General features: G+C 60.9%; 22 protein-coding genes and 1 pseudogene. 12 read left to right on the top strand and 11 right to left on the bottom strand.

Annotation, left to right across the window (positions count from 1 at the left end):
* Window positions 1-24: 24 nt before the first annotated feature.
* Both QBK88_RS19970 and QBK88_RS19965 read right to left on the bottom strand, forming a co-directional pair.
* On the bottom strand, window positions 25-1,191 hold the full coding sequence (locus QBK88_RS19970) for a siderophore-interacting protein (RefSeq protein ID WP_277963388.1): 1,167 nt from the start codon (window positions 1,189-1,191) through the stop codon (window positions 25-27).
* Window positions 1,192-1,193: 2 nt separating this feature from the next.
* A complete protein-coding gene (locus tag QBK88_RS19965; RefSeq protein ID WP_277963387.1) occupies window positions 1,194-1,895 on the bottom strand; it encodes an FCD domain-containing protein in 702 nt (233 codons plus the stop codon).
* Between the two features lie 187 nt (window positions 1,896-2,082).
* Here QBK88_RS19965 and QBK88_RS19960 point away from each other — a divergent pair, with 187 nt between their 5' ends.
* Both QBK88_RS19960 and QBK88_RS19955 read left to right on the top strand, forming a co-directional pair.
* Window positions 2,083-2,775, top strand: coding sequence for a TetR/AcrR family transcriptional regulator (locus QBK88_RS19960; RefSeq protein WP_277963386.1), 693 nt, complete (start codon window positions 2,083-2,085; stop codon window positions 2,773-2,775).
* A gap of 105 nt (window positions 2,776-2,880) precedes the next feature.
* Window positions 2,881-3,315, top strand: a complete 435-nt coding sequence (locus tag QBK88_RS19955; protein ID WP_277963385.1) for a hypothetical protein — start codon at window positions 2,881-2,883, stop codon at window positions 3,313-3,315.
* A gap of 227 nt (window positions 3,316-3,542) precedes the next feature.
* On the opposite strand, the gene QBK88_RS19950 is transcribed toward QBK88_RS19955, so the two are convergent.
* Complete coding sequence (locus tag QBK88_RS19950; protein WP_277963384.1) at window positions 3,543-4,151, bottom strand: TetR family transcriptional regulator; 609 nt, start codon at window positions 4,149-4,151, stop codon at window positions 3,543-3,545.
* 264 nt (window positions 4,152-4,415) lie between these two features.
* Here QBK88_RS19950 and QBK88_RS19945 point away from each other — a divergent pair, with 264 nt between their 5' ends.
* From QBK88_RS19945 to QBK88_RS19925, 5 genes are read left to right on the top strand one after another with little or no spacing between them, the layout of a single operon-like run.
* Window positions 4,416-5,549 carry an efflux RND transporter periplasmic adaptor subunit gene (locus QBK88_RS19945; protein WP_277963383.1) on the top strand — a complete coding sequence of 378 codons (1,134 nt, stop codon included), beginning with the start codon at window positions 4,416-4,418 and terminating at the stop codon, window positions 5,547-5,549.
* 12 nt (window positions 5,550-5,561) lie between these two features.
* A complete protein-coding gene (locus QBK88_RS19940; RefSeq protein ID WP_277963382.1) occupies window positions 5,562-8,696 on the top strand; it encodes an efflux RND transporter permease subunit in 3,135 nt (1,044 codons plus the stop codon).
* Window positions 8,693-10,120, top strand: coding sequence for an efflux transporter outer membrane subunit (locus tag QBK88_RS19935; RefSeq protein ID WP_277963381.1), 1,428 nt, complete (start codon window positions 8,693-8,695; stop codon window positions 10,118-10,120). Before QBK88_RS19940 ends, QBK88_RS19935 begins: the two co-directional genes overlap by 4 nt.
* Before the next feature lie 58 nt (window positions 10,121-10,178).
* Entirely contained in the window at window positions 10,179-10,481 is a 303-nt protein-coding gene (locus tag QBK88_RS19930) for an antibiotic biosynthesis monooxygenase (RefSeq protein ID WP_277963380.1), read from the top strand.
* A gap of 10 nt (window positions 10,482-10,491) precedes the next feature.
* Complete coding sequence (locus QBK88_RS19925) at window positions 10,492-10,779, top strand: LysR family transcriptional regulator (RefSeq protein WP_277963379.1); 288 nt, start codon at window positions 10,492-10,494, stop codon at window positions 10,777-10,779.
* 63 nt (window positions 10,780-10,842) lie between these two features.
* Here QBK88_RS19925 and QBK88_RS19920 read toward each other — a convergent pair whose 3' ends face one another.
* From QBK88_RS19920 to QBK88_RS19905, 4 genes are read right to left on the bottom strand one after another with little or no spacing between them, the layout of a single operon-like run.
* Complete coding sequence (locus tag QBK88_RS19920; RefSeq protein ID WP_277963407.1) at window positions 10,843-11,358, bottom strand: aldo/keto reductase; 516 nt, start codon at window positions 11,356-11,358, stop codon at window positions 10,843-10,845.
* Window positions 11,359-11,364: 6 nt separating this feature from the next.
* Complete coding sequence (locus QBK88_RS19915) at window positions 11,365-12,096, bottom strand: 3-oxoacyl-ACP reductase family protein (RefSeq protein WP_277963378.1); 732 nt, start codon at window positions 12,094-12,096, stop codon at window positions 11,365-11,367.
* Between the two features lie 28 nt (window positions 12,097-12,124).
* Complete coding sequence (locus QBK88_RS19910; RefSeq protein ID WP_277963377.1) at window positions 12,125-13,333, bottom strand: MFS transporter; 1,209 nt, start codon at window positions 13,331-13,333, stop codon at window positions 12,125-12,127.
* A 10-nt stretch (window positions 13,334-13,343) separates the two neighbouring features.
* Window positions 13,344-13,757, bottom strand: a complete 414-nt coding sequence (locus QBK88_RS19905; protein WP_277963376.1) for a carboxymuconolactone decarboxylase family protein — start codon at window positions 13,755-13,757, stop codon at window positions 13,344-13,346.
* 155 nt (window positions 13,758-13,912) lie between these two features.
* On the opposite strand from QBK88_RS19905, the gene QBK88_RS19900 reads away from it, so the two are divergent.
* Complete coding sequence (locus QBK88_RS19900) at window positions 13,913-14,236, top strand: hypothetical protein (protein ID WP_277963375.1); 324 nt, start codon at window positions 13,913-13,915, stop codon at window positions 14,234-14,236.
* Between the two features lie 199 nt (window positions 14,237-14,435).
* Here the strand turns inward: QBK88_RS19900 and QBK88_RS30935 are convergent.
* Window positions 14,436-14,678, bottom strand: a pseudogene (locus QBK88_RS30935) (site-specific integrase); the annotation flags it as partial.
* Here QBK88_RS30935 and QBK88_RS19895 point away from each other — a divergent pair.
* The 3 genes from QBK88_RS19895 (at window position 14,607) to tal (ending at window position 16,900) form a co-directional block, all read left to right on the top strand.
* Window positions 14,607-14,873, top strand: a complete 267-nt coding sequence (locus tag QBK88_RS19895) for a hypothetical protein (RefSeq protein WP_277963374.1) — start codon at window positions 14,607-14,609, stop codon at window positions 14,871-14,873. The pseudogene QBK88_RS30935 and the gene QBK88_RS19895 overlap by 72 nt on opposite strands.
* Entirely contained in the window at window positions 14,830-15,840 is a 1,011-nt protein-coding gene (gene dusA / locus QBK88_RS19890; protein WP_277963373.1) for a tRNA dihydrouridine(20/20a) synthase DusA, read from the top strand. The genes QBK88_RS19895 and dusA overlap by 44 nt, the downstream gene beginning before the upstream one ends.
* Window positions 15,841-15,973: 133 nt before the next feature.
* Window positions 15,974-16,900 carry a transaldolase gene (gene tal / locus QBK88_RS19885; RefSeq protein ID WP_277963372.1) on the top strand — a complete coding sequence of 309 codons (927 nt, stop codon included), beginning with the start codon at window positions 15,974-15,976 and terminating at the stop codon, window positions 16,898-16,900.
* Window positions 16,901-16,964: 64 nt separating this feature from the next.
* Here tal and rssC read toward each other — a convergent pair whose 3' ends face one another.
* Entirely contained in the window at window positions 16,965-17,447 is a 483-nt protein-coding gene (gene rssC / locus QBK88_RS19880) for an anti-sigma factor antagonist RssC (protein WP_158157958.1), read from the bottom strand.
* Window positions 17,444-18,628, bottom strand: a complete 1,185-nt coding sequence (gene rssB, locus QBK88_RS19875) for a two-component system response regulator RssB (RefSeq protein WP_268151454.1) — start codon at window positions 18,626-18,628, stop codon at window positions 17,444-17,446. Before rssB ends, rssC begins: the two co-directional genes overlap by 4 nt.
* A gap of 271 nt (window positions 18,629-18,899) precedes the next feature.
* Between rssB and QBK88_RS19870 the strand changes: the two genes are divergently transcribed.
* Window positions 18,900-19,199, top strand: coding sequence for a PilZ domain-containing protein (locus QBK88_RS19870; RefSeq protein ID WP_268150577.1), 300 nt, complete (start codon window positions 18,900-18,902; stop codon window positions 19,197-19,199).
* 56 nt (window positions 19,200-19,255) lie between these two features.
* Here the strand turns inward: QBK88_RS19870 and QBK88_RS19865 are convergent, their stop codons facing one another.
* Window positions 19,256-19,954: an MlaA family lipoprotein gene (locus tag QBK88_RS19865; protein ID WP_268150575.1), complete on the bottom strand. Its 699-nt coding sequence runs from the start codon at window positions 19,952-19,954 to the stop codon at window positions 19,256-19,258.
* Between the last annotated feature and the right edge of the window lie 173 nt (window positions 19,955-20,127).

The raw sequence follows: 20,127 nt of genomic DNA, 5'->3' as shown, positions 1-20,127 counted from the left end.
TCCGCGAAAAGTAAGGTTGAAGGGTTAACCAGCAGCCAGGTCGCAGTGGTCCTGCTCACCCTGTTTCCAATAGCCGGCCGCCTGCACACGGCCCAGCTCAAAACCTCGCTCGCGCAGCAACTGCGTGCGAATGGAACGGATGACCGAGGCCTCCGCTGCGATCCACGCATCACCACCACGCACTGGCAAGGGGCTATATCGCAGCGCCTGGGCGAGGGTTTCCGCCGGCTGGTCGGCCGAACCGTTGCGATACACCCAGCGCACGCAGGTACGCGGCTGAGTAGCGAGAAACTGCTTCTCGCTTTCGTCGGCGACTTCGATGAAGACATGCACCAGCAGATGCGCCGGCAACGTACGGACGATGGCGGCAATGGCGGGGAGGCCGGTTTCATCGCCTGCCAGGACGAGCCAGGATTTGTCGTTGATACCCTTGAAGCCACCACGCGGGCCGGCGATCTGCAGCTCATCGCCGATCTTGGCCGTCAACGCCCACTCTGACATTGGGCCGCCTTCATGCAGGGCGATGTCGAAGGTCAACTGCTTGGTCACCGTGTCGAAATCACGAATGGTGAAAGCACGGCCTATTTCATGCCCGATCGGCGCAGGCAGGAACACCTTGATCCATTGCGCGGGGTAATCGGTCACGAAACTCTTGAGTGCATAGCCACCCAGCACGATGCGCCGCACCCGCGGGGTCGGTTGATGGATCGAGACCACTTTGACCCGGCGCATGGAAATCTCGCCCTGGAAGGGCAGAATCTGCGCCACCATGGGCGGCAGTGTCCGGCCATTGATCAACGTGGCACGGGTCTTCATCGGCAGCGACGCCTTGCGCAGCGCTACGCCGCAGGTATCGAGCAGACTCTTGAGCACTGCAGGCGAGCCATCTTCGACATCGGGCAAGATATTGCTGCTCTTGCGCGACGAGGTACCCAACGCAGCGAGCAGATTCAGCTCGTCACGGGACACAAAGCCCGACGCCGGTCCCAGCAGCATGAACGCCGGGTCAGCCTCGAGAATGCACTGCATCAGGCTGGCAAACGAGAATGCCTGCGCCGTGGTGAAGCCCATCTCTTCCAGGAAAAAGCCTGCCTGGGCTGGCCAGAAACCCTCCCAGTTCATGGCGCGCAGCGCTCGCAACAGTCGCTGTTCAACGGGGGAGCATTGATTGACGGAAAAAATGATTTTCATATTCATACCCACAAGGTGGAGCGGCCAGCCGCCGCAGGTGCCCGGCTTTGCTGGGCCAACAACACAGAAAGACGGTCGATCATGGGCTGCACCAGCTCGCGCGCCGCAGCGGCAGCGCCCACGTCGTCGCCATAAATGATCGAGTCGACGATACCCGCGTGCGCCGCCAGGTCCGGCTCCTGCAACTGGTCATCGGCAAAAATCGCCAGGCTGTGGCTGCGCACCGCAACGCTGAAGGAGCGGTACATGCTTTGTATCGCGGTGTTATGCGATGCCAGCGCAATGGCCCGGTGCAGTTCACGATCACGCTCCAGGAAATGCTCCAGCTCATCATTGGCGCTGTATTCGCCGCGTGCGGCCAGGCAGGCACGCAGGCGGCGAATGTCAGCCATGGAACGGCGCTGGGCAGCGAAGCGCGCGGCCTCCACTTCCATCACACCCTGCATCTCAAGGTGGTCACGGATGCCGGCACGGTTGCGCCGGCGGAAAGCTTCGGTATCGCCGTGATCGCAGCGCACATAGATACCGCCCTCGGCACGAATCTCCAGCAACTGCCAGTTGACCAGGAACCGCAGGGCATCACGCACGGTATGCCTGCCGCCACCGTACTGGCGTACCAGGTCTGCTTCCGCCGGCAAGCGATCACCCACTTGGAAGGTTCGATCGCTGATGTGATTACGAATGCCATCAATGGTTGAGGACACCCAAGTGCGCTTCCTACTGTCGGGGGCGCTGATGAGCTGCATGGCGATTACCGCATAGCGTTGAATAAGTGGGACGATCCTAACATCCCATGTTTAACTGCGCAATGAGATTGATTCCCAAAAAGTTGGACGATGCTGGTATCGACATACTCGCTCGAAGGCGACCTTGCCGTCCTAATGCCTTAGAATGAACGTGCCGCCCAACCCGCACCGATACGAGATCACCCACCCCATGAATGCTGCCGCACCTTCCCTGTTCGATGAAATCCTTTCGCCGACCAGCAACCGGTCCAAGCAGGACGTCATCCTCGCCGCTGCGGGGCGCATGTTTATCCAGCATGGCTTTGAAGGCAGCAGCATGGAGGTGATCGCCAAGGCTGCGGGCGTCGCTCGGCAAACCCTTTACAACCGCTTCCCCGAGGGCAAGGAAGCGTTGTTCGGCGCGGTGGCCGAACGCATGTGGCGCGCGTTTCCGGTGATGGACATTGCTACCGATGAGGCGGCACTGGCCGACCCCGAGCTAGGCCTCACCACCATTGGTACTGGCGTCGCCGCGTTCTGGTCCCCGCCTCTTGCCGTGGACTTCCTGCGCATGGTGATCAGCGAAGGCCCGCGCTTTCCGCAACTCACCAAACGCTTTTTCGAGGTGGGCAAAACCCCTGCCGTCAGCGCGGTGCGCAATTACATCGCGGAGCTGGGGCGACGTGGCACGCTGGCAATCACCGATGCCGACCTGGCCTCCCAACAGTTTCTGGGCATGATCGATGAAACCGTGCTGTGGGTCCGGGTGATGGGCGACAGCAGCACGCTGACCGAAAAAAAGCGGGCCGAGGTGGTCGCCCAAGCCGTTGCCATCTTTCTGGGGTTCTACCGCCGCTGATCATGCCGCTCACCAATTGGGAATCTTTCTCATCGACAACGATAAATATGGGATGTTAGGATTAATTCATCGCACCTTGCCGGCGCTTTGCGCCTGGGAGATATCATGGATTTTTACCTGCATGACGTGTCTGAGTTCCCCTTTGTCTCGCTGATCTCCGAACGTTGCCCGCCCGGTTATGCCGAGCAATGGAACCGCGAGATGGATGCACTGCTGGAAAGCGGGCGGCTGTTTGTGGTGGCGTTCGAGCCCGAAGCACTCAATGAAACACCCGAGGACTTCCGGACCCGCGGCATCTGGTTCAAGAAGAACCGGCTGTTGCTGGCCGGCCGAGTAGCGGCGATGGTCGGTATCGTACCCAGCGCCGAGGAGCGTGACGCCCATGCGCAGGACATGGAAAAGCGCTCCCGGGGGTTTGGCGTGCGTTACTGTGCGATGGCCAGCTTTGAACAGGCCCGCCAGTGCACACAGGCCTTCATCGAAAGCGTCAAGGCTACCCCTGGAGCGCTAGCCGCCCTGCCCCCCGACCTGCACAAATGATGATCGCTGCTGGGGGCTCCATGGATATCCCCAGCGCCCGCAGGGTGACGGTGCAAGACAGATCCCCTACCTGTAGTGGAGCTGGCTTGCCAGCGAGCTGTTGCCCACCACGAATTTACCGGCCTCACTATCGGCGGCAGCTGCACCTCGGCCAAGGCCGGCTCCTGCACGGATCGTGGCAGGGACCGACATTGATCACGATGCCCCCACAAAGACAATTGCCGTGGCTACGAGGACGTCGCCGCAGCACGGCATAGCGTCGCTCGCATGACCCCCAGCGACGACGCGATATGGGTGGCCAGCAACAGCGGATGCCGGCTGCACTCGAACAACAAGCCCATGAGAAACACCTTGAGAAAATGCCCCGTCGCCGGCACGTCGAAATCCGCAGCCAGTTCACCGGCCACTACCGCCTCGCCCAAGATCACTTCCATCTGCTCGCAGAAACGCTGCTGCGCGCGCTGAAGGCGCAGAGAAATCAGACACGCGTGCCCCAGCGGTTCACGGTTATTGAGCAGGATTTCGCACAACTGCCTGGAGGCAGGCTCAGTGAACGTTGCCTGCAGCGCGGCCTCAAGCTGCACCATCGCCACGGTCAACCCCGAACCTGAGACAACGAACTGCTCGACCGGCAACACACTCTGCTCCAGCACGGTCTGCAAAAGCCTGTTACGCCCCTTGAAATGCCAATACACCGCACCGCGCGTCACACCGGCCTTGGCGGCAATCATCTCGACCGTGGTGCCGGCACAGCCATTTTCCGCAAATATTGCCAACCCTGCACTCAGCAGGCGTTGCCGGGTCATTTCAGCTTCTTCCGCCGTTTTTCTGGCCATTTCTTCGCACCGATCCCGTGATTGAAAACGCCGCCAGATGCCGTTCGCACCTGAACTGCGACGTCTGACCACACCCCCAAAAACACCATTTAGGAATATTTCTCATCGACCGAGTATACATGGGATGTTAGGATCTTAAAAATTCGTTATCCCATATCGATTCCTCCTCAGGGGGCGACATCGGTCTACTGACCTGAATTCACCGGATGCTCCGGAATGGATTCCAAGTCTCTGATTTAAAAGTCCTTGCTCGGAGAAAACCAAGTGACTCGCTTCCGGCCTTCACGTGCGCTACATGTCCTCCCACTTGCCGCGGTGATCCTCGCAGGGTGCCAAAAGAGCGACCCAGTCGCCGTGGCCAACCCCATCATCGACGTGGGCGTCTACACGGTAAAATCGCAACCCCTGACCCTGACCAATGACCTGCCCGGCCGCACCTCGGCCTACCGCGTTGCCGAAGTACGCCCGCAGGTGAACGGCATCATCCAGCAGCGGCTGTTCGACGAAGGCAGTGAGGTCAAGAAAGGCCAGCAGCTGTATCAAATTGACCCGGCCACCTATAAAGCCGAGTTCAACCGCGCCGAGGCCAACCTCACCAGCGCGCAGAACCTGGCCGAGCGCTACGAGCGCCTGCTCAAGACCAATGCCGTCAGCCGTCAGCAGTACGACGATGCCCAGGCTGCCTACAAGCAGGCCCAGGCCTCAGTGGAAGTGGCCCGCATCAATGTGCAGTACACCCGGGTGCTGTCGCCGATCACCGGCCGCATCGGCCGTTCGGCGGTCACCGAAGGCGCGCTGGTCACCAACGGCCAGTCCCAGGAACTAGCCACGGTTAACCAGCTAGACCCGATCTACGTCGACGTGACGCAGCCGATCACCCGCATCCTGGCGCTGCAACGCGCACTGGCTTCGGGCAGCCTGCAAAGCGCCGGCAAGAACCAGGCCCAGGTCAACCTGACCCTGGACGACGGCAGTGCCTACCCGCTGCCCGGCACCCTGAAGTTCTCCGAAGTCAGCGTCGACCAGGGCACCGGCTCGGTCACCCTGCGCGCCGAGTTCCCCAACCCCGACCGCAAGCTGCTGCCCGGCATGTTCGTGCATGCGCAACTGAAGGAAGGCGTGGCGGAGACCGCCAAGCTAGTGCCGCAGAACGCAATCATTTTCGACAGCCGTGGCAAGGCCACCGCCTGGGTGGTCAAGCCTGACCTGAGCGTGGAGCTGCGTGAATTGCAGACCCTGCGCACCGTCGGCAATGCCTTCCTGGTGGGCAAGGGCGTGGAGCCGGGTGAGCAAGTGGTGACCCAGGGCATCCAGTCGCTGCGCGATGGCAGCAAGGTCAAGCCTAGCCAGGCCACCAACGCCGACCTGGTGACCGCGTTCACCACCGCCGCCAACTAAGGGTACTTCAGCATGTCCCGCTTCTTTATAGACCGACCCATTTTTGCCTGGGTGATTGCCCTGGTGATCATGCTCGGGGGTGCACTGGCGATCCGCTCGCTGCCCATCAACCAGTTCCCCAACATCGCGCCGCCTGCGGTGCAGATCAGCGTGACCTACCCGGGCGCTTCGGCGCAGACGGTGCAGGATACCGTGGTGCAGGTCATCGAGCAGCAGCTCAATGGCATGGAGGGCTTGCGCTACATCACCTCCAACAGCAACACCGATGGCAGCATGCAGATCATCGTCACTTTCGACCAGGGCACCAATCCGGATATTGCCCAGGTGCAGGTGCAGAACAAGCTGCAACTGGCCACCCCGCAACTGCCCGAAGAAGTGCAGCGCCAGGGTATTCGCGTGGTGAAGTACCAGGTCAACTTCATGCTGATCGTGGGCCTGATCTCCACCGATGGCCGCCTGAATGGTTTCGACCTGGGCAACATCATCCAGTCGAACATGCAGGACCCGATCTCGCGGACCAAAGGCGTGGGTGACTTCCTGCAACTGGGCACGCAGAACTCCATGCGCATCTGGCTGGACCCCGCCAAGCTCAACAGCTACCAGCTGGTGCCTGCTGATGTCACCGCGGCCATCGAAGCCGAAAACGTGCAGGTATCGTCTGGCCTGATCGGCGGCCTGCCAGCCAAGCGTGGCGTGCAACTGAGCGCCACGGTGATCGGCGACGTGCGCATGCATTCCCCCGAGGAATTTCGCAAAATCCTGGTCAAGGTCAACCCCGATGGCTCCCAGGTGCGCCTGAGCGATGTGGCTGAAGTCAGCCTGGGCAGTGAAAACTACTCCATCTTCAACAAATACAACGGCCACCCTTCGGCCGGTATCGCCCTGCGCCTGGCGCCCGGCGAGAACGTGCTGGACACCGTTGCCCGCGTGCATGAGACCGTGGACAAGATCAAACCCTTCCTGCCAAAAGGCGTGGAAGTGATTTACCCCTACGACACCTCGCCGGTCGTGGCCGCCTCGATTCACTCGGTGGTGCACACCCTGTTTGAAGCGATCGTGCTGGTGTTCCTGGTGATGTACCTGTTCCTGCAGAACTTGCGTGCCACGCTGATCCCGGCTCTGGCGGTACCGGTAGTATTGCTGGCGACCTTCGGCGTGCTGTTCGCCTGCGGCTTCACCATCAACGTAATGACCATGTTCGCCATGGTGCTCGCCATCGGCCTGCTGGTGGACGACGCCATCGTGGTGGTGGAGAACGTCGAGCGGCTGATGGTCGAGGAGCACCTGTCGCCCAAGGAAGCGACGCGCAAGTCCATGGACCAGATTTCCGGTGCGCTGGTGGGTATCGGCCTGGTGATTTCGGCGGTGTTCCTGCCCATGGCCTTCTTCGGCGGCTCTGCGGGCATCATCTACCGCCAGTTCTCGATCACCATCATCGCGGCCATGGGCTTCTCGGTGCTGATCGCGCTTGTGTTCACCCCTGCCCTGTGCGCCACCATCCTCAAGCCACACGCCCCCGGCGCCCACGAGAAAAAAGGCTTCTTCGGCTGGTTCAACCGCATGTTCGAGCGCAACACCTCGCGCTACGAAAGTGGCGTGAAACGCATGCTCAAGGGGCGCGGCCGCTTCATGCTGGTCTACCTGGCCCTGTTGGCCATCGTCGTGCTGCTGTTCACCAAGTTGCCCAGCGCGTTCTTGCCCGACGAAGACCAGGGCATGTTCCTGGTGCAAGTGCAGATGCCGCAAAACGCGAGCGCCGAGCGTAACGAAGCGGTGCTGACCCAGGTCAAGGACTACCTGACCAAAGACGAGCACGACAGCGTCGACTCGGCGTTTGCCATCAATGGCTTCAGCTTCGCCGGCCGCGGCCAGAGCTCGGGCCTGGTGTTCGTCAACATGCGCCCGTTCAGCGAGCGAAAGGATGCCTCGCAATCGGTGTTCGAAGTAGCCAAGCGTGCCCAGGCGCGCTTCTCGAAAATCAAGGAAGCCAACGTCATTGCCGTGGTACCGCCCGCCATTCTGGAAATGGGTAACGCCACCGGTTTCGACTTCTTCCTGCAGGACAACGGCGGTGTCGGCCACGCCAACCTGATGGCCGCCCGAGACAAGTTCCTGGCCCTGGCCGCCAAGGATCCGGTGCTGGCCATGACCCGCCCCAACGGCATGAATGACGAAGCGCAGTACAAGGTCGAGATCGACAAGGAGAAGGCTCGAGCGCTGCAGGTGTCCATCGCTGATATCGACAACACCATGTCGGTGGCCTGGGGCTCGGCCTACGTCAACGACTTCATCGACCGCGACCGGGTGAAGAAGGTCTACGTGCAAGGTAATGAAGACTCGCGCCTGTCGCCAGAAGACTTCGGCAAATGGTACGTGCGCAACGCCCAGGGCAGCATGGTGCCGTTCTCGGCCTTCGCCACCGGCAAGTGGATCTACGGGTCGCCCAAGCTTGAGCGCTACAACGGCATTGCGTCGGTGGAGATCCTCGGTCAACCCGCACCAGGCTACAGCACCGGCGCCGCCATGCGGGCGGTGGAGCGTATTGCCCAGCAGATGCCAACGGGTATCGGCCTGGCGTACACCGGCCTGTCCTATGAAGAGCGTGCCGCCGGTTCCCAAGCCCCGGCCCTGTACGTGCTATCGCTAGTGATCGTGTTCCTGTGCCTGGCAGCCTTGTATGAAAGCTGGACGGTACCGGTGTCGGTGATGATGGTGGTGCCACTGGGTGTAATGGGCGCGGTGGCGGCCACGCTGATGCGCGGCCTGTCCAACGACGTGTTCTTCCAGGTCGGCATGTTGACCACAATGGGCCTGGCGGCAAAGAACGCCATCCTGATCATCGAGTTCGCCAAGGAACTGTACGAGAAGCAAGGTCGCACGCTGGTTCAGGCGGCTACCGAAGCGGCGAAATTGCGCCTGCGGCCGATCATCATGACCTCCATCGCCTTCGTCATGGGCGTACTGCCCCTGGCCCGTGCCCACGGCCCAGGCAGCGGCAGCCAGCATTCCATCGGTACCGGCGTGGTCGGCGGCACCCTGGCGGCGACCTTCCTGGCGATTTTCTTCGTGCCCCTGTTCTATGTGGTCGTCATGAAACTGTTCACCAGGAAAAACAAAGAAACGGCTGCTGAAGGAGTCGAGGCATGAAACTCAAATACCTCACTGTGGCCGTAGCCCTTGCCACCAGCCTGCAAGCCTGCAGCCTGATCCCCGACTACCAGCGCCCCGTCGCGCCGATACCCGATGCCTGGCCGCAAGGCCAGGCCTATAGCCCGGGTGCTGCCGCACCCGGCCAGGCCATTCCTGGTTGGCAGGCGTTCTACCAGGATCCGGTACTGCGACAGCTGATCAATCTATCGTTGAATAACAACCGCGACCTGCGCGTGGCAGCATTGAACGTACAAGCCTACCGTGCGCAGTTCCGCATTCAGCGCGCAGACTTGTTCCCATCCGTGGGCGTTGACTCGACCACCAGCCGCCAGCGCCTGCCAGCAGATCTGCGCAGTAGCGGCAAGGCAGGTATCGATAGCCAATACGGGCTGGACGTAGGCATCAGTTCCTATGAACTGGATGTATTCGGGCGCATCCGCAGCCTGGAGCGCCAAGCGCTGGAAAACTACCTGGCCACCGAAGAGGCCCAGCGCAGCGTGCAGATCGGCCTGATCAGCGATGTTGCCAGCGCCTACCTCACCTGGCGCACCGATCAGCAACTGTTGAAAGTGACCCAGGACACGCTGGAAAGCTACAACAACAGCCTGCGCTTGATCACCGCCAGCGACCAGGCCGGTACATCCTCGGCACTGGACGTGCGCCAGGCCAGCACCCTGGTCGACAGTGCCCGCGCCCAGATGTACCTGTACACGCGCCAAGTGGCGCAGGATGCCAACGCGCTGCAACTGCTGTTAGGCGCCCCGCTGCCACAAGGGCTGGCCAATGCTGCACCGCTGGGCAACGATAGCCTCGCCGACATCCCGAGCGGCCTACCGTCGCAACTGTTGCAACAGCGACCTGATATCCGCCAGGCCGAACACGCACTGCTGGCCGTCAATGCCAACATCGGCGCCGCACGTGCTGCGTTCTTCCCCAGTATCAGCCTGACCGCCAGTGCGGGTACCGCCAGCAGCCAACTGAGCGGGCTGTTCAACGGTGGGTCGGGCAACTGGAGCTTCGCCCCACAGATCAACTTGCCGATCTTCAACGGCGGCCGTCTGCGGGCCAACCTGGATTACGCCAAGCTCCAAAAGGACATCGGTGTAGCCAACTACGAGAAGGCCATCCAGACCGGGTTCCGCGAGGTCAGCGATGGCCTGGCGGCGCTGGGCACCTACCAGGGCCAGTTGCAGTCCCAGCGTGACCTGGTGCAGTCGGACCAGGAGTACTTCGACATGGCCAAACAGCGCTATGACGAAGGGGTGGACAACTACCTGACCTTGCTCGATGCCCAGCGTCAGTTGCTCGCGGCACGTCAGCAACTGCTGACTGACCATCTGCAACAGCTCGACAGCCAAGTGCAGCTGTACAAGGCGCTGGGCGGTGGCTGGCAACCGCCCGCCGTGGCCAGCAAAGACTGACGCTTGATACGGCCAAGGACGGCCTTTCCATCGATATGCCCTTGTGAGGGAGTGCTCCATGTTCATAGAAGCCATTAATACGTTGCACATCCGCGCTGCCCATGGGCAGGTCGAAACGCTGGGTAGCCAACTTCAGACAATCATCGAACGGATTGGTCCAGTGCACGGCTGTCTCAGCTACCTGGTAGCGCGTTGCTCTGTGGATGTGGGTACCTGGGTGGTGTCCAGCCACTGGGCAAATCGACGTGCGATGGAAATCCACTTCGAGGACCCATCCCTCAAGCCGTTTATTGATCTGCTGACCAGTCGTACCGTGACGAAGATCGACTTCAACAGTTTCTTCAACAAATACGCCGTGTGAAGGGCTGACCGTGACCATTGATGAGCAGTCTTTCGCCAGCGTCGATTTGAACCTGATGGTGGTGTTTCTGGTGATCTATCGCGAAATGAGCATATCCCGGGCAGCTCGGCACTTGCGGTTGGGGCAACCTGCCGTGAGTGCGTCGCTGGTCCGCCTGCGCAAGTGCTTCGACGACCCGCTGTTCATCCGCAAGGCACGGGGCGTTGCTCCCACGCCCAAAGCCGATCGCATCGCCACCGACCTGCTGCCCGCCATGGGCAGGATTCAGGCCTTGCTGGTGCTGCTGGCCGCGAAATAATCAACCCTCTTCAGAGCTGACAGTGCTCTGCTCCCCCTCCATGACAGCGCCCAATGCCGGAAGTCACTGCCGCAACGGCGGATAGAGCGATACAGCGCTAGGGTTGCGCTCGCCGTATACGGCCTGCTGATGCCCATAGGGATAAACCGGTTTCTTCGCACTGGCGCGGTCCAGACGCTCGATCTGTAGAGCATTCAACGCCAGAGTTGCCGCCTCCAGGTTGTCACGCAATTGAGTGGCATGTCGGGCACCAATGATCACACCCTGCACCGTCGGTAGCGCCATCAGCCAGGCCAATGCAATTTGAGGCACGGTGCGGCCAGTTTCTTCCACCAACTGTTCCAGTACATCAGTGATGGCATACAAATGCTCACTATCGCCCGACATGCGCAGGTCCTTGCTCACACGGCTATCAGCCGGTGGCACCTTGTGGCGTACGACTTTGCCCGTCAATTGCGCACTGGCCAGCGGGCTCCATACCAGAGTGCTGACCGCCTGGTGCAGCCCCAGAGGCATCAGCTCCCATTCAAACTCGCGGTCCAGCAGCGAGTAATACACTTGGCAAGTGCTCCATTTAATGATGAGTCAGCTCATGTACCAGCCACCGTTGACGTTGAACGTCTGCCCGGTAATGTAGCCATTGCGCGCCAGCAGCAGGACGGTCTCGGCTACTTCATGACTTTGCCCAAAACGCCCTACCGGCAGCAGATCGGGAGAAATGCCAGGGTTGCCCTTGATCATGTCGGTATCAACCAACGCTGGCGCCACGGCGTTGGCGGTAATTCCTTCCTTCGCCAGCAAGTGCGCATAGCTGTGCGCCAAGCCGATCATGCCCGCCTTGCTGGCCGCGTAGTGAGGCCCGATGACCCCGCCCAGCTGAGCAGCGACGGAGGACATCATGATTAACCTGCCCCAACCTCTCTGGCGCATGCCCGGGATGACCGCCTGGCTGACCAGGAACGCCGACGTCAGGTTGGTGCGCAGGATGAAGTCCCAGTCCGAAGCCTGGATCTGATCCAGGTTCTGCACCTTCGTCGTACCTGCGTTGTTGACCAGGATGTCGACCTGCCCCAGTCTCGCCTCGATGCTCTGAAGAATCCTGGATGTCTCCTCAGGGTTAGACGCATCACCCTGGACAGCGATAGCTCGACGGCCCAGCGCCCGGATAGCCTGGATCACCTTGGCAGCCTCATCCGCTGACTGCAGAAAGTTGATGGCGATATCACAGCCCCCGGTGGCAAGGACCATGGCAATCGCGCGTCCGATACCACGCGAACCGCCTGTGATCAGTGCAACCTTGTTCTCAAGTGAGTCCATCATTGCCTCCTGAAAGACATAAGAGAGATCAATTCAGTGATCCGGCCTTTTTACCGGGCGGTGCAAGGTGCGACGCCGCCAGAATAACCGCAGCGATCGCAATGACCCACGCCAGGAAACAGCACACGCCCGTCCAGCCCGCCAGGGTCCAGAGCTTTGCGCCCACAAACGCCCCCGTGGCCCCACCTGTGAACGTGACCACCATGTACAGCGTGTTAAGCCGGCCACGAATCTCGGCGCTGAGGCCGAATAGGCGAGCCTGATTGGCCACCTGGCCGCTTTGCTGGCCGAAGTCCAGGAGGTTGATGGCGATCACCAGAGGGATCAGGCCCGTCGCCCCCATGCTGAAGGCCAGCGCGTAGCTTGCGGCCAGCGCCAACAGAGACACCAGGTTCACGGCATCCGGCCCCCAGCGATCCACCAGCCTTCCCGCATACGGCGCCAGCAACGCCCCCGGCGCGCCCCACAGCCCGAACAGACCCGCCGCCGCCGGCCCCAGATGGAAGGCCGGGCTGGACAGATGAAACGCCAAGGTGGCCCAGATGGCCGAGAACCCAGCGAAGGTGCAGAAGCTGAGCATCATCGACACCTGCAACTCCCGGTGTTGCAACAGCGGCGGCAGGGACTTCAGCAAAGGCCAGTAACCCATCCCCCTCTTCGCTGGCCGCCCGGGGATGAAGTGCGGCAGCACGAACAACAGCACCGCCACCAGCACGGCCTCCACGGCAAACGGTGCGCGCCATGACCCCAAGTACTGGGCGGACAGCCCGGAGAAGGTCCTGGACAAAAGGATGCCCATGATGAGCCCTGTACTGAGCTTGCTGACGATGCGCCCGCGGTACTCAGGCCCGGCCAGCGTGGTGGCCAGCGGAATCAGCACCTGGGCGACGACGCAAGTGGCGGCGATGCAGACGCTGGCGAGCATCAGCGCGGCCAGGTTGGGTGACACAAACGCGGCGATGAGCCCGGCGATGGTCAGGCTCATCAGCCAGCGCACCAGCTTTACCGGGTCGCTGTTGTCGGCCAGCGGCACGACGAACAGGATGCCTAGCGTGTAGCCCACCTGCGTGGCTACTGCCACCAGCCCCGCTTGGTCCTCGCCTGCCCCCAGGGCTCGGGCGATTTCCGCCAGCAGGGGCTGGCATAGGTAGATATTGGCCACCATCACGCCGCAGGCCACGGCAAACAGTGTCAGCGTGCCGCGTTTGACGCCAGCCAGGGGTATCGAAACCGTCATGGTGCTCAGCTCACTGCGCCGCGTGAGCGCTGTCCAGTTCGTCAAAGGCTTCTTTCGCCGCCTGCAATGCCCCCAGAGATGTCGGCAGGCCGGCGGCCATGGCAACCTGCACTAGGCTTTCGATAATTTCCGCCCGAGTGGCGCCATGGCGAAGTGCGGCGGGCACATGCATTTTTAGCGCGCTGAAACCGGTGATTCCCAGCGCGGCGCAGGACGCGATGATCACCAGCTCCCGGGTTTTCAGGTCCAGGCCTGGGCGGTTGTAGATATCACCGAACTCCATTTCGATGATCAGGCGGCCGAAGCCGGGGGCCAGCGCCTCGACGCTGGTGACGAATTGCTCTGTTGTGATGCTAAGCGAAGAGTCGAAGGTGTCACTGCCTTGTTCGAACAGGGCGTCACGGGTTGCATGGGAAGCGCACATGATAGGTCTCCAAGAAAGTAAAACACCAAATTAGACTGTACTGTACAGTCCAGTCAAGGCCCTGGCTATCTTAAAACTCATTGGTTGATCTATTCTGCGCCAGCAGCCCTCCTGCGCAACCAACCGAGATAACTCACGATTTAGCTGCGAGGTCGATGCGCACGGACTTGCGCACTTCAGGGTCACCGTTGTGTTCCGCCTGGCGTAGCGCCGGCAAGGCCGAGCGTTTCAGCGAGATGCTGTCGCTTCCCTCGGAAACGCTTGACAGCGTCAATCTCAAAGAAATACTCGTCGAAAAGTTCGACGCACCCACGATCGGTGTCAATCAGTCAATTCGCGCCTGTGCTTTCACACCCGAGATCTGCGCAATGCTGGAAGTCGAGGATGGCTCGTTCGGCATGGTGCTCGAACTCACTGCTGAAACACTGGGAATGGCGCGACTTTCATTTCAACGTATTCATATTCTCGAAACAGAGTAACGACTGGATATGTCGTCCAGCCCGCCAAAGCAGCGTTAAAACAGTTGAATCACTCGGAATGGATGTTCAACTTTCGCTCGCGTTTGCGCCTCGACTTTCTCGATCTTGCGGATGACTTTGTAAAACAGGCTGCGTGTGCCCTATTTCGTGCAGGTACACGTTGAGGATGGTCGTTTCGATCGACCACCTGCCCTCAGGCGGTCAATGAAATAGCCTTCAATGTTGCACACTTTGTCTTGCCCGGCGGGCCGGCTTTCTCAACCTCAGCCAGGTACCGGTCGATGATTTTCGTCAAGCACACACCTACCCGGTCTACCTTCTCGACTGCATCAGGCTCGTATAGCTCCGCCTCACGTCGTCGAATCCAGGCTTGAGCAGCCTGTTTTCGCGCGAAGGCCTGCGTCTCTTGGTAGACTTGCGCCCCATTACGATTGATCCGGATCTGGGTGGTGTAGCTGACAGTACCGTCAGCTCTTTTGCGGGGCTGATAGTGGCCATAGAATGGATACACGCCTCCGTTCAATTGGTACAGTACCAACGACTGGAAAAAACGCCGGAACACGCCGGAAACGGTAAAAAATACGCAGACCACAATGCACACGACATCAGCTTCAAACCCGCTAGAACCAAGGCCTGAGCCTTCCCGTCGCTTCAGCGTTGCACCGATGATGGACTGGACCGACCGCCACTGCCGGTTCTTCCTGCGCCTGCTCTCCCGCCACGCCCTGCTCTACACCGAAATGGTCACCACCGGCGCCCTGCTCAACGGCGACGCCGCGCGTTTCCTGCGCCATGACGACACCGAGCACCCGCTGGCCCTGCAACTGGGCGGCAGCGTGCCGGCCGACCTGGCGGCCTGCGCGCGCATGGCCCAGGATGTGGGCTACGACGAAGTGAACCTGAACGTCGGCTGCCCCAGCGACCGCGTGCAGAACAACATGATCGGCGCCTGCCTGATGGGCCATCCCGCGTTGGTGGCCGATTGCGTGAAGGCCATGCGCGACGCGGTGTCGATTCCGGTGACGGTCAAGCACCGCATCGGCATCAATGGCCGCGACAGCTACGCCGAGTTGTGCGACTTCGTCGGCCAGGTACGTGAGGCCGGTTGCCGGAGTTTTACCGTGCATGCGCGCATCGCCATTCTCGAAGGACTGTCACCCAAGGAAAACCGCGACATTCCGCCTTTGCGCTACGACGTGGCGGCGCAGTTGAAGGCTGACTTCCCGGACCTGGAGATCATCCTCAACGGCGGGATCAAGACCATGGTCGAGTGCCAGGCACATTTGGGCACCTTTGATGGTGTGATGCTGGGGCGCGAGGCGTACCATAACCCTTACGTGCTGGCGACAGTGGACCAGGAGCTGTTCGGCAGCACGGCACCGGTGATCTCCCGCGCCGAGGCGCTGTCACAGTTGCGCCCCTATATCGCGCGGCATATCGAGGACGGTGGGGCCATGCACCATGTGACCCGGCATATTCTGGGACTGGGCCAGGGTTTCCCCGGGGCGCGCAAGTTCCGCCAGCTGCTGTCGGTGGACATCCACAAGAGCAAGGACCCGCTGGGCTTGCTGGACCAGGCCGGGCAGTTGCTCGAAGGCCGCTGACCGCTGCGCCAGGGAACCGGCACAACAGTTTCGCACTCCAACAAGCAGTCTTTGGTTACCCGGCCCCCGCGGCGCTTGAGCGCTTGGCGGTGGTCGGGTAATGTCACTCAATCGCACAGGACAGAGCACGCTCATGACTTCCAAGCTGGAACAACTCAAGCAATTCACCACGGTAGTCGCCGACACCGGTGACCTTGATGCGATTACCCGCCTCAAGCCCCAGGACGCTACCACCAACCCATCGCTGCTGCTCAAGGCGGCCTCGATTGAAAGTTATGCCGAGCTGCTGAACGACGCCGTGCGCGACGTCAAAGGCGATATCGGCCTGGCCAGCGACCGTTTCGCGGTCGCCGTGGGTAGCGGTATCTTGAAGGCCATCCCAGGGCGTATCTCCACCGAGGTGGACGCCCGGCTGTCGTTCGACGAGCCCAAGCTGCTGGCCAAGGCTCACCAGTTGATCGACCTGTACGACAAGGCCGGCGTTGGCCGTGACCGCGTGCTGATCAAGCTGGCCTCTACCTGGGAAGGTATTCGCGCCGCCGAGAAACTGGAAAAGGAAGGCATCCAGACCAACCTTACCCTGCTGTTCTCCTTCGCCCAGGCCGCCGCCTGCGCCGATGCCGGGGTGTTCCTGATCTCGCCATTCGTGGGCCGTATCTACGACTGGTACAAGAAGTCCACTGGCCAGGAATACACGGGCGCCGAAGACCCGGGCGTGCAGTCGGTGACACGCATCTACAACTACTACAAAGCCAACGGCTACGACACCGTGGTCATGGGCGCCAGCTTCCGCAACATCAGCCAGATCGAAGAGCTGGCCGGTTGCGACCGCTTGACCATCAGCCCCGAGCTGTTGCAGAAGCTGTCGGATGACACCGGCACCCTGTCGCAGAAGCTCAAGCCAGGCAACGCCGGCGAGCCGAAGCACCCGCTGACCGAAGCCCAGTTCCGCTGGGAGTCCAACGAGGACGCCATGGCCACCGAGAAGCTGGCCGAAGGCATTCGCCAGTTCGCCCGCGACCAGGAGAAGCTGGAAGCGCTGCTCAAGGCGAAGATCTGATTCACCGTCGGAAATGAAAAAGGGCGGCTCCCATGGGAGTCGCCCTTTTTTGTGGACGCTGGCCTCAACTGCGCTCGAGCGCGCTGACCAGGTCGTGGAAGGCTTCGCGGTTGGAGTCGTTCAGGCCCATCAGGATCTTGTGCGCTTCCAGCACCTTGGTACGCACGATGTCCTCGGACTGATCCTGCGAAGGCAGGTCGGTCAGGCACTCGGGGCACGGGATGGGGCGGTCGACGATGTTGAACACCTGGTCGAAACCCATCGATTGCAGCAGGCGCGTGATGTCCTCGTGGGTGGTGACCACGGTCGGCAGCAACCCTACCTTCTGCCGCGACAGGATCGACAGCTTGGCCAACAGGCCCAGCGTGGTGCTGTCGATACTGCGCGTCTCGGTCAGGTCAATGACGATGGCCGAGAAATTCAAGGCAGTGAAGATCTTCTCAATAGTCGCATCCAGCGCCGAACACAGGGTCAGGCGCACTTCACCGACAAATTTCAGCACGAACGTGCCATCTTGTTCGGCGAACTGGATTCTACCAGTACTCATTCTAGGTTCCTGCTTAGCACCAACAGGGCGATATCATCCGGCATCTCCCCGAGCGTGGCCAATCCAAACTTCTGCCGCAGGCCATCCAGGCCGCCGCCGACTTCCTTGACGATTTCCGGCAAGGCAGCCTCTTTGTCTTTGAGTGTTTCACCGGGCAAAAGGTCCAGAATGCCATCAGAGAACAGCGTCAGGCTGAAACTCTCGGGCAACTCCAGCACGTGGTCGCTGTAGGTGGCCTCGTTGAACAGCCCCACCGGCAACCCGCGCCCTTCCAGGTAACGAACCTGGCCCTGGCTGAAGAACACCGGCAACGGCAGATGTCCGCCGATGCTGTAGGTCAGCAGGCCGGTTTCCTCGTCGATGACCCCGCCCACCATGGTCACATGCTTGCCCAGCTTGCAGTTGATCAGGCCGCGGTTGATATGCCCCAGCACTTCCGACGGTTTGAATTCCGGCAGGGTGCCGCTGCGCTTGAATTCGAACATCAGGCGCGTGGTCATGAACTTCAGCAGCACGGTCACGAACGCTGACGAGGCACCATGCCCGGAAACGTCAGCCAGGTAGAATGCCACTCTACGCTCATCAACGCGAAAACAGTCGACGAAATCACCCGACAAGTACAAGGACGGAATGATCTGGTGCTCGAACTTGAAGCCGTCAACCTCCCACGGGCTCTCGGGCAGCATGTTCATCTGCACCTGCCGTCCCGCGTTCTGGTCCTCCTGCAACAGGTGCAGGCTGGCCTCCAGTTCGCGGTTGGCGGTTTCAAGCTTTTCCCGGTAGCGCTGGTTTTCCTGAAGCAGCCAGGCACGGTCAAGTGCCCGGCGTACCGAGTGCTCAAGCACGGCCAGGTCTTCCAGCGGCTTGATCAGGTAGTCCGAGGCGCCCAGGCGCAACGCCTCGACCGCATCGTTCATGACGCCCGCGCCCGACAGCACGATCACCGGCATTTCGGGCGCACGCTCGGTCACCTGGCGAATGAGCTCAAGGCCACCGACCTGGGGCATGCGCAAGTCACAGATCACGAGATCGGGCTTTTCCTGCTCGAATACCTGAAGCCCCTGCAGGCCATTGCTCGCCTGCAGGACGCTGAAGCCACTGTCTTCCAGGTAGGCGGCGAGACTCTCGCGCACTACGTCGTCATCATCGATTATCAGCAGCGTGGCACTGGTTTTCTGCATGTGGGCAAACGGCGCCAGAAATTGGTTGGCGTAAGGTACTCGGCCGGGCCTGAGCTCGCTTACTGGATTCACTTCTAGCCTCTCCTGGTAGCCAGTGTAGGACAATGTGCCCTGACACGAATACCCAGAGGTGCCCTCTAAGGCGCAGACGGTACTCCCATCCGCCGGGTGTTTCAAGCGTGTGCCGATGGTCGCTTGCCGTCTTTACAGCCCAAATCACCGGGGGTTATAAAAACCCCTTCGCAAGCAACCTAATGGAAGGATGCAGCCCATGAGTCAGATCGATCGCGACTTTGCCGAAAAACGCGATTTCATTCGCATGACGGTCAACGCCAAAGTCTTCCTGAAAGTGGACGGGCAACGGATTGTGGGCGTGTGCCGTGACCTCTCCAGCACCGGTATGCAGATCGAGGCCCGCAGCAGTCTGCGCGTGGGCGATATCATCGGTATTCACCTGCCCTCCGAACACCCCGCCCTGCGCGACCTCGAGGCCCAGGTGGAGGTGGTGCGCGCCGAGGAACTGGGCGCCGGGCTGCAAACCCTGGGGCTGAGCATCCTGCAGATGAGCTGACCCTTCGCACCCACAAAAAAGGCGACCCGAAGGTCGCCTTTCGCACACCAAGACGATCAGAAATCGTCGACGACGTGACCTTCCTTTACCTTGAACTCACGCATCTGCAGGTAAGCGTTGCGGATGAAGGTGTACTTGTCGCCATTGATCATCTTCTCGGCCGACAGCAACTGCGCACGGGTGTCGACCATGTTCAGTGCGAACAGGCTGTTGCGCAGCGACATGTCGTCCATGTAGCGGTATGGCTGGGTAAAGCTGTCCGGGTACTTGGCCAGGCCGTCACGCACGGTGCTTGGCCCCAGCAGCGGGATCATCACATAGGGACCGCTTGGCACGCCCCACTTGCCCAGGGTCAGGCCGAAGTCCTCGTCGTTGCGCTGCAGGCCCATGCGGGTGCCCACGTCCACGAAACCCACGACGCCCAGTGTGGTGTTGAGCAGCAGGCGCGCGGTGTCGACGCCGGCTTCGCGCGGCTTGACCTGCAGCACATCGTTGGCCAGGTTGCCGACATCACCGATGTTCTGGAAGAAGTTGTGCACGCCATCCTGCATGAACTGCGGGGTGATGAACTGGTAGCCCTGGGCGATCGGTTTGAACGCGTAGGTGTCGACCGTGTCGTTGAAACGGAAGATGACCCGGTTGACGCCTTCCCACGGGTCCTCGTCCGCTGCCTGTACCACTGGGGCCAGGACCACACCCGCGATCAGGCAGGCCTTGGCCAGACGATCGATCATTCCTGCACCGATCAAGCGCATAGACGTTACTCCTTGGATTCGAATCGGCAGCCGGAAGGCCCCGTGACATAAAGTGATGCAGTATAAAGCTTCTGAAGCCGGCGCGTCAGTCTTGTCGCTGGCCCGATACACAGACACCCAAACGTCATCACAGGTTCACGCAACTGTCACGCCCCGTGCGTAGCCTCCGAGGG

The sequence above is a fragment of the Pseudomonas sp. RIT-To-2 genome (genome assembly GCF_029623465.1).
Lineage (GTDB): Bacteria > Pseudomonadota > Gammaproteobacteria > Pseudomonadales > Pseudomonadaceae > Aquipseudomonas > Aquipseudomonas silvicola.
This window is presented reverse-complemented; position numbering and strand designations above follow the sequence as displayed.

Excerpts from the sequence above, each read along its gene's own strand:
- QBK88_RS19970 (WP_277963388.1), bottom strand. The coding sequence starts at position 1,191 with ATGAAAATCATTTTTTCCGTCAATCAATGCTCCCCCGTTGAACAGCGA.
- QBK88_RS19960 (WP_277963386.1), top strand. The coding sequence starts at position 2,083 with ATGAACGTGCCGCCCAACCCGCACCGATACGAGATCACCCACCCCATG.
- QBK88_RS19955 (WP_277963385.1), top strand. The coding sequence starts at position 2,881 with ATGGATTTTTACCTGCATGACGTGTCTGAGTTCCCCTTTGTCTCGCTG.
- QBK88_RS19950 (WP_277963384.1), bottom strand. The coding sequence starts at position 4,151 with ATGGCCAGAAAAACGGCGGAAGAAGCTGAAATGACCCGGCAACGCCTG.
- QBK88_RS19940 (WP_277963382.1), top strand. The coding sequence starts at position 5,562 with ATGTCCCGCTTCTTTATAGACCGACCCATTTTTGCCTGGGTGATTGCC.
- QBK88_RS19935 (WP_277963381.1), top strand. The coding sequence starts at position 8,693 with ATGAAACTCAAATACCTCACTGTGGCCGTAGCCCTTGCCACCAGCCTG.
- QBK88_RS19930 (WP_277963380.1), top strand. The coding sequence starts at position 10,179 with ATGTTCATAGAAGCCATTAATACGTTGCACATCCGCGCTGCCCATGGG.
- QBK88_RS19915 (WP_277963378.1), bottom strand. The coding sequence starts at position 12,096 with ATGGACTCACTTGAGAACAAGGTTGCACTGATCACAGGCGGTTCGCGT.
- QBK88_RS19910 (WP_277963377.1), bottom strand. The coding sequence starts at position 13,333 with ATGACGGTTTCGATACCCCTGGCTGGCGTCAAACGCGGCACGCTGACA.
- QBK88_RS19905 (WP_277963376.1), bottom strand. The coding sequence starts at position 13,757 with ATGTGCGCTTCCCATGCAACCCGTGACGCCCTGTTCGAACAAGGCAGT.
- QBK88_RS19900 (WP_277963375.1), top strand. The coding sequence starts at position 13,913 with ATGCGCACGGACTTGCGCACTTCAGGGTCACCGTTGTGTTCCGCCTGG.
- dusA (WP_277963373.1), top strand. The coding sequence starts at position 14,830 with ATGCACACGACATCAGCTTCAAACCCGCTAGAACCAAGGCCTGAGCCT.
- tal (WP_277963372.1), top strand. The coding sequence starts at position 15,974 with ATGACTTCCAAGCTGGAACAACTCAAGCAATTCACCACGGTAGTCGCC.
- rssC (WP_158157958.1), bottom strand. The coding sequence starts at position 17,447 with ATGAGTACTGGTAGAATCCAGTTCGCCGAACAAGATGGCACGTTCGTG.
- rssB (WP_268151454.1), bottom strand. The coding sequence starts at position 18,628 with ATGCAGAAAACCAGTGCCACGCTGCTGATAATCGATGATGACGACGTA.
- QBK88_RS19870 (WP_268150577.1), top strand. The coding sequence starts at position 18,900 with ATGAGTCAGATCGATCGCGACTTTGCCGAAAAACGCGATTTCATTCGC.
- QBK88_RS19865 (WP_268150575.1), bottom strand. The coding sequence starts at position 19,954 with ATGCGCTTGATCGGTGCAGGAATGATCGATCGTCTGGCCAAGGCCTGC.